We start from the raw sequence: 13292 nt of genomic DNA, 5'->3' as shown, positions 1-13292 counted from the left end.
CAATATCTGCTAAATAGCACACAATTCATTAGATTAATGATTATTTAAGACAGTTTCACCCATTTTTGTTGCAGCTTTTTATAATTTAGCTGTAACCATTGCAGCACAATCACCGTTGCAGCATTGTCGATGACCCCCTGCTCCACCCACTGATAAGCCTGTACACGGCTTACCACGTGAACACGAATATCCTCATTTTCTGATTTCAATCCGTGGATCCCTGAAGCTTGAGTGCTATCAACTTCACCAACATAGACATACATACGCTCTGATGTACCACCTGGGCTAGATAAATAACTTAATGCGTATTCTGTACGACCAATTTTCAGTCCAGCCTCTTCATCAGCCTCACGGTGGATCACATTTTCAACAGTTTCGTTTGGTTCGATCATGCCAGCGATGGCTTCAAGTAGCCATGGTGTTTCACTGGTTTCTATCGCCGGTAATCTAATTTGCTCGATCAACACCACCTGATCAGTCTTTGGGTCATAGGGTAAAATCACCCCTGCGTGTCCACGCTCAAAAACTTCACGGGTAATTTCTTGGCTCCAACCACCTTCAAATAATCGATGGCGAAAACGGTACTCCACCATTTGAAAAAAACCGTTAAATAATTTACGCTTAGATATAATTTCAACATCATTTTTATTGTATTTAATTGGTTGATCTGCGTTATTTGTCATCACAATCTCCTAAACTGATGATTTTCATATTAAGGAAAAATTATGAAATAAGACAGTTTTTAAGGCTTTTTGCCCAGAGATGAGTTAATGTTTAAACAAATCGAGACAAAATGGCACAAAACGCTACCGTTAACACAAGCGATACTCTGTTACAATACGCGTCATTATTTAAATCAATGGGCAACAACAGAGTCTGTTTTTAGTGCTGATGATTTATTTTGACATAGGTTACTGTTATCGCCTTATTTATCTGTCTTAATCTCAGATAGGCTATGCTCTAAATAATTCGCAACAGACTCAACCTATTTGCTGTTTAATCAAGGAATCCAAATGAAGAAACTGCTTCCCCTTTTTATTGCGATGAGTTTTGTGGGTCTCAGTACAAATAGCTACGCAGAAGATCTCCTTCAGGTTTACCAGAAATCGAAAGAGAGTAACCCTGATCTAAGAAAAACACTGGCAGAGCGTAACCAAGCTTTTGAAAAAATTAACGAAGCCCGTAGCCCATTGTTACCACAATTAGGTTTAGGAGCTGGTGTCACTTATGGTAGTGGTTACCGTGATGCACGTGATACCGAAAGTAATGGCTTAAACGCCTCACTGAAATTGACCCAGACTGTCTTTGATATGTCAAAATGGCGTCAATTGAATGTCCAAGAAAAAACAGCCGGTATCTCTGATGTCACTTATCAGACTAGCCAACAACAACTGATTTTGGATACTGCCACTGCTTACTTCAACGTCCTGAAAGCAATTGATGCGCTGTCTTATATTGAAGCAAACAAAGAAGCCGTTTATCGCCAATTAGACCAAACCACTCAACGTTTTAACGTTGGCTTAGTTGCAATCACTGACGTACAAAACGCCCGTGCAAACTATGATAGCGTTTTGGCACAAGAAGTTGCGGGTCGTAATGATTTAGAAAATGCGGTTGAGAAACTACGCCAAGTCAGTGGTGTTTACTATAATCAACTGGCGTCCTTGAATATCGATCGTTTTAAAACGGTTAACCCAGATCAAGTTGAAGCGATTTTAAAAGAAGCTGAAGATCGCAACCTTAGCTTGCTTAGTGCCCGTCTGGCACAAGATGTTTCACGTGAAAACATTCGCCTAGCTGAAACCGGCCACATGCCAACGGTTAGCTTAGATGCATCCACTAGCGTCACGAACACTCATAACCATGGTAGCCGCCTTCCAGCAACAACTGATCGTAACAGCTACAATGGTCAAAACAGTATAGGCTTAACATTAAGCCTGCCGCTGTACAGTGGCGGTGCAGTCAGTTCACAAGTTGAACAAGCGCAGTATGGCTTCCAAGGCGCAAGTGAGCAACTTGAAAGCGTATACCGTAACGTGATCCAACTAGTCCGTTCTTCTTATAATAACGTTTCATCGTCTATCAGCAGTATCAACGCTTATAAACAAGTGGTTGTTTCTGCACAAAGCTCATTAGATGCGATGGAAGCAGGTTACCAAGTGGGAACTCGTACAATTGTTGACGTGTTAACAGCAACAACGGCGTTGTATCAGGCGAAGCAAAACCTGTCTAATGCACGTTATGATTATATGATTAATCAGCTTAATATTGAGTTTGCACGTGGAACACTAAACGAAGACGATATTGCTCGTTTGAATGCTAGCCTAGGCAAAGAAGTCTCTACTGCCTCTAGTAGCATTATCCGTAATATCGAAGCACCAAAAATTAAGTAATTGTCGTTTTAAGGGGGCTTATTCATAAGCTCCCTTCTTTCCTATGTAATCTCCTTCCTCAGTAAAATTTTCTTAACTGAATGCCATTCAATATCCAAATTAATAAATAAAATATATCAATCGCTTTAATATTAAATAGTTATGCAAAGATTGAGAATAAATTATGAGGTTTGCGTCAGTGAATGCAAAGCCATTTTTATTGCTAGTTCGGCAGTGATATAAAGCTGTCTCCTGCAATTGAACTATAAATGGAACTGTCATGAAAAAAGTTATTCTATTTGCATTATGCGCTGCACTTGTTTTACCTGCACTGGCTGCGCAAGCTGCACCACCAGCACATCATCAACAAGTTAAACCATCAGCTCACCCAGCTAAAGTTCATAAAAATAAAAAACCAACACCGCCACCGAAAAAAAAGAAAGCGCCTAAAAAACATAGAATGGAAACACCACCAAGACCATAATGTATTATTGCTATGTAATAGATAGTTATTAATATGCTCGTTATACTTCAAAGTGCAGGGGGGTTGACTACCTGCACCTCAAATTATTTAGAGTATATATTACGTAGTAAATTAAATAACCCGCTGTTTTGATATCATAAAACCCCTTCTTATCCATTGTTAAACAGAAAAGACTCCTATAAATAACTGTTCTGCCCTATAAACCTAATAAGCTTCGCCTTACTAATATTTATCTGAGCAAAATCAGCTAATTCTGATTATAGATCTCGAATTAACGCAGAAAAAACAACCATACAATAACCATCTGAAATAAAAAAGAAATAATCATTTATTTTCAAATAAACTATCTATTCATAATCTCTTTTTGTAGACAATTCACAAAATTTATTATTTATTCGTTTTTCATCCGTGTTTTTGCTTTAATTTTCAGCGTAATTGCCCTATCCTAGGGTCAACAACTAACATCTTATCTCACTCTTAATTCAGGGTAATTACCATGACCATGAAGCGTACCAAAGATATCAATCAAGACGCATTTCGTAAGTCTTGGCGTTCATACCGCTTAGCACCTGTTGCTATCGCTGTTAGTGCCGTATTTATGCTTTCTGCTTGTGAAGAAAGTGATGAAACCGTTTCTCTCTATACCAATGCACAAGATTGCAGCCAAGCTAATCCATCTCAAGCTGAACAATGTACTTTGGCTTACAATAACGCATTGCAAGAAGCTGCCAAAACAGCCCCTAAGTATGCCACTCAGGCAGATTGTATTGCTGAGTTTGGTGAGTCTATGTGTACTCAAGCACCTGCACAAGCAAGTTTTGCAGGAACTAACACAGGCAATGGCGAGCAAACCGCACAAGCACAAAGCAGCTCAGGTAGCATGTGGATGCCTCTCATGATGGGCTATATGATGGGTCGTATGATGGGTGGTGCATCACAACCACTATTTAGTTCTAAAAACCCAGCTAGCCCAGCAAACGGCAAATTCGTTGACGCCGCAGGGAAAAGCTATGGCCCAGCAGTTGCAGGTGGTCGCTCAATCAGCGTACCTAAAACAGCTATGGCACCTAAGCCAGCAACCACATCAACAGTGACTCGCGGTGGTTTCGGTGACACGGTGAATAAACAAGCTATGGCACAAAAATCGTCTTCTTCATCTAAATCTTCTTCATCTTCCCGCTCAATGGGTGGTTGATAAGTAATGAAACGAGTTCCTATTATTGAGCGCCCTGATTGGCGCGAAAAAGCAGCAGAGTTTGGCTTTGGTTTTCACACTATGTACGGCGAGCCATACTGGTCTGAAGACGCTTATTATCAGTTCTCAATGGCACAAGTTGAAGAAATTGAAGATGCAACTGCAGAGTTGCATCAAATGTGCCTAAAAGTCGTTGAGCGCGTGGTTGAAAGTGATGAGCTACTTGCTCGTTTTCAGATCCCTAAGCACTGTTGGGGCTTTGTACGTCACTCATGGAAAACGGGCCAACCATCACTCTACTCACGTCTTGATCTGGCTTACGACGGTGTTAACCCACCTAAGTTACTGGAAAATAATGCGGATACACCAACATCCCTTTATGAATCCGCTTTTTTCCAATGGATCTGGCTGGAAGATCAGGTAGAAGCAGGCAAATTACCTGAAAATGCCGATCAATTTAACAGCATCCAAGAGCAGCTGATCGAACGTTTTACGCAGCTTAAAGATCAACACGGCTTCCGTTTACTGCACATGGCATGCTGCCGTGATACCGATGAAGATCGCGGTACGGTTCAGTATTTGCAGGACTGTGCTAACGAAGCAGGTGTTGCGACTGAATTTCTGTATATGGATGAAATTGGTTTAGGTGAAAGAGGTGAGTTCACCGATCCACAAGATCAGATTATCAGTAACCTGTTTAAACTGTATCCATGGGAATTCATGCTCAGAGAAATCTTCTCGACCAAGCTGGAAGATGCGGGCGTTCGTTGGTTAGAACCTGCATGGAAAAGCATTATTTCCAATAAGGCATTACTACCAATGCTATGGGAAATGTTCCCTGATCACCCTAACTTGCTGCCAGCTTACTTTGCTGATGGCTCAAAACCAGAGCTAGACAGCTATGTAATCAAACCACTGTTCTCTCGCGAAGGTGCTAACATTCGTGTAATTGAAAATGGTCAAGAGATCGCATCCGCTGACGGCCCATATGGCGAAGAAGGGATGATCATCCAACAATTCCATCCATTACCTCAATTCGAAGGTAATTACACCTTGGTAGGAAGTTGGTTAGTTAACGACCAACCCGCTGGGATCTGTATTCGCGAAGACAAAGAGTTAATTACTCAAGATCTCTCACGTTTCTACCCGCACGTGATTATGGATTAAATAGTAGAAACGGCATGTACTTGCATGCCGTTTTTTAATCTTTTATCGTTGTAAAAATCATCAGCAAAGATAAACAAACTCTAGCCTACTTGCACTGATAGCATACTCAACGAACCAGACACAATACCTTCTGTTGGTGTCGAGATCACTTCACTACCATCCCAACTCCCCATAACATAAAGTAAAGGTAAAAAATGTTCAGGTGATGGATTTGAACGCTTTCCATCTTCCCTTTCGAGTGCCTGAGTCAACGGATGTGGCAATTGGTCACTTCTCAGATGCTCTATCACGAACTGCTCAAATGAACGAGCCCATGGATAAGCTTCTACTTCCGAATTTTGCCAGTTCATTTCTCGCAAATTATGAACAACATTACCACTGCCCATAATCATTACGCCTTGCTCCCTTAAAGAAGCCAACTTGCGCCCTATTTCTAAGTGCCAAGCTGCGGGTTTTGTGCCATCAATACTTAGTTGAACCACTGGAATATCTGCTTGAGGGTACATACGAACCAGTATTTCCCATGTTCCATGGTCGAGGCCCCATTCACTATTATCTAAATAAACATCTAATGGTGATAATAACTCAGCCACTTGCTGAGCAAGCTCAGGTGAGCCCGGTGCAGGATATTGCACCTGATATAATGCATCAGGGAAGCCGCCAAAATCATGAATGGTTTTTGGCTGAGCCATTGCGGTGATAGCCGTTCCCCGAGTATACCAGTGTGCTGATACCATTAATATCGCTTGCGGTTTTGGTAGTGATTGTCCAAGCGCTTCCCATGCTTTGGTATAACGATTATCGGACACTGCGTTCATTGGGCTACCATGACCAATAAACAGCGCGGGCATTTTGTTCGCTGACATGATGTTTCATGCTCCATCTTACGAATTCTACCTTCAGCATACGCAATTTCACGTTAAATCACAGTAGTGTAACTCTGAGCATGTTCATCAAATAAATTGAAAAAGCCACAAAGGTGTGCAGCTTTGTGGCTTCATATTCGAATGCTAAACGTTTAACTCCAATTTAGCTGGCTTTTTTTTCCGTTTGTAGGCGGTAAGCAACCAGATCTTCAATTGTTAGCACAGTCATGCCATGCTGTCTTGCAAATTCCACCACTTCTGGCGTACGAGCCATAGTTCCATCATCGTTGGTTAATTCACACAGCACACCAGCAGGTTTAAAACCGGCAAGTGTTGCTAAATCAATACTGGCTTCTGTGTGACCACGACGCACTAATACACCACCTTCACGACCACGCAGAGGAAATACATGCCCTGGGTGATGAATATCGGCTGGAGCTGCATTATCAGCAATCGCTGCGCGGATGGTGGTTATACGATCTGCCGCAGAAACCCCTGTCGTTACACCTTTAGCCGCTTCAATTGTCACGGTAAAAGCCGTTTGATTTTGGCTGGTATTTTTATCAACCATCATCGGTAATTCAAGTTGCTTACGACGTTCTTCAGTGATGCACAAACAAACAATTCCACTGCTATAGCGGATGGTCATTGCCATTTGCTCTGGTGTCATTGTTTCTGCTGCAAAAACAAGGTCGCCTTCGTTTTCACGGTCTTCATCATCGAGTACGAGCACACCTTGGCCTTGACGTAATGCTTCAAGGGCGCGTTCAACGCGTTCGATTGGATTACCGAATTCGGAAAGTAGCGTCTGATTCATGGTAAAAACCTCTTAAGTAATAATTTATTAGTTACCAGAATCAGGGCAGTCTTAGGAGTACGAGAACCGAATAAACAAAAACCGCGAATGCGCCTTTTGCTGACTCAGATATGCAAAGCAATACTGTGCTATAAAGCACAAAATGCTGATACAGTTAATTCTCTCCCATCCGGACTATAACCGTCGGCTCCAGAGTCACACTGGATCTGCTGACCTTTACTCATAACAAGCAAAGCGCTCGCGGGCTTCATGCATGGCATGTTACCGCCGGTGGGGACTTTCACCCCGCCCTGAGATAAACGCATTCAATATAGCGCTAATAATTTTAACGCGCAACGACCAAAGCAAAAATTGATGTTCAACTCACATTTTTGGTCAAAAAAGTCAATAAAAAACGTATAGTTAGCTTAAATCTGGCTAATTGCTATCAATATTCTTAATCAATTAAGCAATCTATACTCTAAATAATTCGAGGTGAAGTTAGGCGACAAGTGAATGAGTCGCTACGAGCCCACATAAGTAGGTGACTAGTGCGAGTGAGCATAGTCACCATACCTTAACGAAAGGCGATACAACTTTAAGTATAACGAGTCTTGTTGAGTTAGCCCCCTTCAAGTATTACACTAGCCTCAATATCTCTTTAACACGTTAAGGACCCGCGAATGCTCGATCCGAAAAAAATTGAACAAGTCGCTCGCCAAATTCAAGGCGCTTTACCAAAAGGCGTTCGTGATTTAGGTGAAGACTTCGATAAAAAATTACGTTCATTACTGCAATCACAACTTGGCAAACTTGATTTAGTGAGCCGTGAAGAGTTTGATATCCAAACTCAAGTGTTGCTGCGCACTCGCGAAAAATTAGTCCAAATGGAACAACGAGTGAAAGCGTTAGAAGAACGCTTTAATGACAACCATGTTGTCGAAGAGAAACAACAAGGTCAGTAATCTTTGCTCCATTACGGCCTGCAATTAGAACATTACAGGCCGCATATATCGCAAACTTTATTTTTTCTTTGCGTATTTCAATGAATCGAGGGCAACAGCAAAAATGATGATGCTGCCTTTAATGATATATTGCCAATAAGGGTTGATGCCGATATAAGTTAAACCGTAGTTAATTACCGTAAAAATAATGACACCAGTTACGACACCAATAACGGTTCCGACCCCTCCAGAGAAAGAAACGCCCCCTACAACACAAGCTGCGATGGCATCCAGTTCATACATAAAACCCAAGTTATTGGTCGCACTACCGATACGGCCTGCTTCTAATAAACCACCAAAAGCATAAAAAACTCCCGAGAGCGCATAAACCATGATCAGATTAAGAGGCACGTTAACACCTGAAACTTTTGCCGCTTCTGGATTACCACCAATGGCAAAAATGTTTTTTCCAAAACGCGTTTTGTTCCACAAGATCCACACAAAAATCACGGCAATTAATGCATAGAAAGTGATGTATGACAGTTTAAAATCACCAAATCGGAAAAAACCTTGTGCAAAATGGGAGAACGCAGGATCAAACCCAGCAACAGGGGAAGCCCCAACAGAGTCATAATAGAGCGAGTTGATCCCATAAACGATGATCATCGTTCCCAACGTAGTAATAAACGGCGTAACATTGAGATAAGCAATCACTAAACCGTTGACCAAACCGATCACCGCACCAATCGCACAAACCAGTAAGATCACCGCAGGTATTGACCATGTTTCCATTTGCGGGAACACTTTATTTACATTATCCATAGATTGCAGTAATGTCGCGGAAATCACAGCTGCTAAGCCAACCTGCCGACCCGCTGATAAATCAGTCCCTTGGGTAACAATCAACCCGGCAACCCCTAATGCGATGATAATACGCACCGATGATTGAGTGAGGATATTGCTCATGTTCATCAAACTGAGAAAAGTCGGATCTTGAATAATAATAACCGCAAGTAGCACTAATAGGACGACATAAATTCCGCCCTCTTTGAAATAGGTAAATAAGTTTTTTTTATTTAGCACACTCATAGTTCAGCCCCTTAAAGGTGCACAGATGCAAGCCGCAGAATTTCATTCTGAGATGTTTGCTTTGTGTCAACGATATCCGCAACTTGTCCATTGCTCATCACAAGTATTCTGTCGGTAATTCCCAAAAGTTCTGGCATTTCAGATGAAACAATAATGATCCCCTTTCCTTTCTTCGCCATTTCAGTGATCAACTGATAGATTTCAAATTTAGCGCCAACATCGATCCCTCTCGTCGGTTCATCAAGCATTAATATTTCTGGTTGAGTCAGCAACCAGCGACCTATAATCACTTTCTGTTGATTACCCCCTGACAGCGACCCTACCTGTGTTTTATGGCCCGGTGTTTTTACTCGCATAGCATCAATGACCCACTGGACATCGCTTTTCATTTTGCGCTTGTCTAATAGGCCAAGTTTGTTTTTGTAGTGACGAATATTGGAAATCAATGAGTTAAAACCCACGTCGAGGTAAGCATAAATGCCTGTCGAACGTCGTTCTTCAGTGACCAGTGCAAAGCCGTTGTGGATCGCTTCATTTGCGGTACGGTTATGGATCACTTTGCCATGTAATTTGATGGTTCCAGCTGATTTTTCACGCACACCAAATAGCGTTTCTACTATATCTGTTCGTTTAGCGCCCACCAGCCCAGCGATCCCTAAGATCTCACCTTTATGAACGTCAAATGAAACATTACGAATAGAAGGCTGGCGCTGTGAGGTTAGGTTTTTAACTTCTAAAATCACTTCACCTGGGGTGTTTTGACGATCGGGAAAACGTTGGCTCAGGGAGCGCCCAACCATCATTGCGATGATTTGACTCATATTCAGTTCTTGCAGTGGCTGCGTGGCGATCCACTGGCCATCACGTAACACGGTAATTTCATCACATAGCTGAAAGATCTCTTCCATCTTATGTGAAATATACACAATGCCGCAGCCACGCTGCTTAAGTTTACGAATGATACTAAAAAGATGATTAACTTCTTTTTCGGTCAATGATGAGGTCGGTTCATCCATAATGACAATTTTAGCGTCATAGGAAAATGCTTTTGCTATTTCAATCATTTGCATCTGTGATACCGATAAGTTACCCACTTTTTCACGGGGATCGATATCGATATCAAGTTCATTAAAGATTGCCTGCGTATCTCTGAACATTTTGTGTTGGTCAACAAACAATCCTTTCGTTGGATAGCGCCCCAACCACATGTTATCCATCACAGTACATTGTAAAACAAGATTTAGCTCTTGATGCACCATTGACACACCATGCTCAAGCGCTTCTTTTGAGCTTTTAAAATCAATAGATTGCCCTTGAAAAATAATCCTGCCACTGTCTTTTTTATAGATACCAAATAGACATTTTAATAACGTGGATTTACCAGCGCCATTCTCTCCCATTAACGCATGAATTGAATGTGGTCGAACACGTAAGTTGACGTTATCTAATGCTTTTACGCCTGGAAATGACTTACAGATATCAGTCATTTCCAGCAGAAATTCACTTGAATTATCATCCATAAAGATACCTGACTTATCTTCCCATTGAATGAATACACCCTCACTAGCAACCGCGTCGATGACGCAATCGCAGTGAGAGCCTCACAGGTTATTTCAATAGTTACTTGCTAAATTGAGAGAGGTTATCTTTATCGATGCCGACATAAGGGATACGTACGACTTTATCGACAATTTTATACTGTGTTCCTTCAGCGGCAGGTTTACCTTCGGCAAGGTTTTTGGCTAGTGCTAGAGTGGCTTTAGCTTGATTTTCACCATCATTCAATACCGTACCTGCCATCGCCCCGGACTTCACAAGTGCGAGTGCTTCAGGCAAGGCATCGACGCCAAAAACAGGAATACTGGATTTGTTGTGAGCTTTGAGTGCTTCTACTGCTCCCATCGCCATCGCATCATTATTGGCGATCACTACTTCAATTTTATTGGCGTTAGGGCCTGACAGCCAAGCATCCATTTTATCTTTTGCTTGAGCAGCATCCCACATGGCAGTATCTAGCTGTAATTTTTCGGTTTTGATCCCTTTTTCATTCAGTGTTTTCGTTACATACGTAGTACGTGCTTCAGCATCTGGGTGGCCAGGCTCCCCTTTCAGTAACACATATTGTATTTGCCCATCTTTATTCAAATCCCAATTAGGATTTGCTTGCCAATGTTTTGCAATCAACTCGCCTTGGATCACACCGGATTCTTTAGAGTCTGCACCAACATAATAGGCTTTGTCATAGCTATCGAGTGCTTTACGAGTAGGTTCTTTATTGAAGAAAACAACAGGGACATCATTAGCTCGTGCTTTATCAATGATAGTTTGTGCCGCCGCAGGATCAACAAGGTTGATTGCTAGGGCTTTTACACCTTTAGCTAATAGAACGTCAACTTGGTCGTTCTGTTTGGATTGGTCGTTCTGTGAGTCATTCATCAGTAGGGTAACGTCAGGTGATGCTTTAGCATCTTTCTCGATCGCTTTTCGCACTGTTGACATAAAATTATCGTCATATTTATAAATCGTCACGCCAATACGGCTATCTGCTTGAGAAACCGCGCTGAACATCATTGCTACGGTGACTGCTGCTAACATGAACCCCTTTTTAACCATTGACTGCCTCCGGCTTGTTTTAAGCTTTGCGATCAGCACATTAAAAAGAGCTCTTGTACTGATAACAAAATGATGACCTATGGATTTTTATTAAAGACAGCACAAGTGCAGAGCTTCAATGAATCGTATGATCAGCTGAGCACCAGAAAACGTTTAGAGTATAAGGGGCCATTTGTTAATTAATTGTGAATAAAATCACAATTAATTAACAATGCGTACTAAATAAAATATTGAATGGACAAAAAACCAGTGAACTTGTGATCCACTGGTTTTTAAGTGACGTTTGAAATGATTTATTCTTTGGTTTTAATGATATTTTTAATGATATTTGTCGTTGAAATACCATCTTCAAAGTTAAGCACTTTGACCTCACCACCAGCAGCCCAAACCTCTTCACTACCCGCGATCTCTTCTGGGCGATAATCACCACCTTTCACTAACACATCAGGTAGCACTTCGCTGATCAAACGTTGAGGAGTATCTTCCTCAAAGGGTACAACCCAATCAACCGATTCTAATGCACCTAGCACGATCATGCGTTGTTCTAACGGGTTAACTGGTCGCGTTTCGCCTTTCAACCGACGCGTTGAAGCATCGCTATTTACAGCCACAATTAATCGATCGCCTAACTTACGTGCATTCGCAAGATAAGAAACATGCCCTGCATGCAGGATATCAAAGCAACCATTGGTCATTACCACACGCTCACCACGCAGCCTTGCATTCGCGACGGCTTGTTTGAGCTGAGCTTCATCCATCACACCAAAACCATTATCTGCACGTCCGCGGATCGCATTTTCTAATTCAATTGGCGAAACGGTAGAAGTCCCCAACTTGCCGACCACGACACCAGCAGCTGCATTGGCTAGCGCACACGCTTCATGTAATGGACGACCCGATGCGATCGATGCAGCTAAAACACCAATCACCGTATCACCCGCCCCTGTGACATCATAAACTTCTTGGGCTTCTGTTGGTAAATGTAGCGGTGGCGCATTACGACGGATCAGACTCATCCCTTGCTCTGAACGTGTGATCAACAACGCAGTCAAATCAAGAGACTCTAATAATTTCATCCCTTTTTCTTCAACGTCTTGGTTATCATGACAGCGACCAACGATCGCCTCAAACTCAGACATATTTGGCGTCAATAATGTCGCACCACGATAGCGTTCAAAATCATTACCTTTTGGGTCGATCAGAACAGGAACGCCAGCTTTATTTGCCAGTGCAATCATGTTTTGTACTTGCGAGAGTGCCCCTTTGGCATAGTCGGAAAGTACCAATGCGCCAATATGTGGTAACGCTTGCTCAATGCGTTCTAGCATCGGTTGCACATCAACATTTTCAAAGCCTTCTTCAAAATCGAGGCGGATCAGTTGTTGGTTGCGCGATAGGACTCGTAATTTTGTGATCGTCGGATGTGTTGGGATAGCCACAAAGTCACAACGTACTTTAACTGCATTTAAGCTTTCAGTGAGCGCTTTAGCGGCATCATCGATCCCTGTTAAACCAACAAGACGTGAATTAGCCCCTAACGAAGCAATATTCATTGCAACGTTTGCAGCACCGCCGGGACGTTCTTCGACCATGTTGACTTTGACCACAGGAACAGGGGCTTCAGGTGAAATGCGGCTTGCAGGGCCGTGCCAATAACGATCGAGCATGACATCACCCACAACCAGTACGCCAGCTTGCTTATAATCAGGGAGTGTTACTTTCATCCCAAAACTCCAATATTCAAAAAGAAACTGTCAATAATTAAC

The 13292-nt window shown here is 42.2% G+C and carries 13 protein-coding genes and 1 riboswitch; of the genes, 6 read left to right on the top strand and 7 right to left on the bottom strand.

The genetic code is table 11. The features are described from left to right. Positions 1–44 precede the first annotated feature (44 nt). On the bottom strand, positions 45–683 hold the full coding sequence (gene nudF, locus AC3Z9T_RS15545) for an ADP-ribose diphosphatase (protein ID WP_490127003.1): 639 nt from the start codon (positions 681–683) through the stop codon (positions 45–47). 87 nt (positions 684–770) lie between these two features. On the opposite strand from nudF, the gene AC3Z9T_RS15540 reads away from it, so the two are divergent. The 5 genes from AC3Z9T_RS15540 (at position 771) to AC3Z9T_RS15520 (ending at position 5218) form a co-directional block, all read left to right on the top strand. After that, a complete protein-coding gene (locus tag AC3Z9T_RS15540) occupies positions 771–905 on the top strand; it encodes a hypothetical protein (protein WP_490127002.1) in 135 nt (44 codons plus the stop codon). A 108-nt stretch (positions 906–1013) separates the two neighbouring features. Beyond that, positions 1014–2393 (top strand): outer membrane channel protein TolC, encoded by a 1380-nt coding sequence (tolC, locus tag AC3Z9T_RS15535; protein ID WP_490127001.1) that lies wholly within the window; start codon positions 1014–1016, stop codon positions 2391–2393. A gap of 259 nt (positions 2394–2652) precedes the next feature. After that, positions 2653–2856: a hypothetical protein gene (locus AC3Z9T_RS15530; RefSeq protein ID WP_490127000.1), complete on the top strand. Its 204-nt coding sequence runs from the start codon at positions 2653–2655 to the stop codon at positions 2854–2856. Between the two features lie 496 nt (positions 2857–3352). Beyond that, positions 3353–4051, top strand: a complete 699-nt coding sequence (locus tag AC3Z9T_RS15525; RefSeq protein ID WP_490126999.1) for a DUF1190 family protein — start codon at positions 3353–3355, stop codon at positions 4049–4051. Between the two features lie 6 nt (positions 4052–4057). Beyond that, complete coding sequence (locus AC3Z9T_RS15520) at positions 4058–5218, top strand: glutathionylspermidine synthase family protein (RefSeq protein WP_490126998.1); 1161 nt, start codon at positions 4058–4060, stop codon at positions 5216–5218. Positions 5219–5298: 80 nt separating this feature from the next. On the opposite strand, the gene ygiD is transcribed toward AC3Z9T_RS15520, so the two are convergent. Both ygiD and ribB read right to left on the bottom strand, forming a co-directional pair. Continuing rightward, positions 5299–6084, bottom strand: a complete 786-nt coding sequence (gene ygiD / locus AC3Z9T_RS15515; RefSeq protein WP_490126997.1) for a 4,5-DOPA-extradiol-dioxygenase — start codon at positions 6082–6084, stop codon at positions 5299–5301. 163 nt (positions 6085–6247) lie between these two features. Continuing rightward, a complete protein-coding gene (gene ribB, locus AC3Z9T_RS15510; protein ID WP_490126996.1) occupies positions 6248–6901 on the bottom strand; it encodes a 3,4-dihydroxy-2-butanone-4-phosphate synthase in 654 nt (217 codons plus the stop codon). A gap of 153 nt (positions 6902–7054) precedes the next feature. Further along, a riboswitch (FMN riboswitch) is annotated at positions 7055–7203 on the bottom strand. A 360-nt stretch (positions 7204–7563) separates the two neighbouring features. On the opposite strand from ribB, the gene ubiK reads away from it, so the two are divergent. Next, complete coding sequence (gene ubiK, locus AC3Z9T_RS15505; protein WP_490126995.1) at positions 7564–7845, top strand: ubiquinone biosynthesis accessory factor UbiK; 282 nt, start codon at positions 7564–7566, stop codon at positions 7843–7845. Between the two features lie 57 nt (positions 7846–7902). Here the strand turns inward: ubiK and mglC are convergent, their stop codons facing one another. From mglC to hldE, 4 genes are all read right to left on the bottom strand, one after another. After that, the gene (gene mglC, locus AC3Z9T_RS15500; RefSeq protein WP_490126994.1) at positions 7903–8913 is read right to left on the bottom strand and encodes a galactose/methyl galactoside ABC transporter permease MglC; all 1011 of its coding nucleotides are present in this window, start codon (positions 8911–8913) and stop codon (positions 7903–7905) included. Positions 8914–8924: 11 nt separating this feature from the next. Then, the gene (gene mglA / locus AC3Z9T_RS15495) at positions 8925–10433 is read right to left on the bottom strand and encodes a galactose/methyl galactoside ABC transporter ATP-binding protein MglA (RefSeq protein WP_490126993.1); all 1509 of its coding nucleotides are present in this window, start codon (positions 10431–10433) and stop codon (positions 8925–8927) included. A gap of 100 nt (positions 10434–10533) precedes the next feature. Continuing rightward, complete coding sequence (mglB, locus tag AC3Z9T_RS15490) at positions 10534–11526, bottom strand: galactose/glucose ABC transporter substrate-binding protein MglB (RefSeq protein WP_490126992.1); 993 nt, start codon at positions 11524–11526, stop codon at positions 10534–10536. 293 nt (positions 11527–11819) lie between these two features. Next, complete coding sequence (hldE, locus tag AC3Z9T_RS15485) at positions 11820–13250, bottom strand: bifunctional D-glycero-beta-D-manno-heptose-7-phosphate kinase/D-glycero-beta-D-manno-heptose 1-phosphate adenylyltransferase HldE (RefSeq protein WP_490126991.1); 1431 nt, start codon at positions 13248–13250, stop codon at positions 11820–11822. Positions 13251–13292: the final 42 nt, after the last annotated feature.

The organism is Providencia sp. 6390 (genome assembly GCF_058148425.1).
Note: the sequence above shows the minus strand (reverse complement) of the source record. Positions and strands in the feature narration are given on the sequence as shown.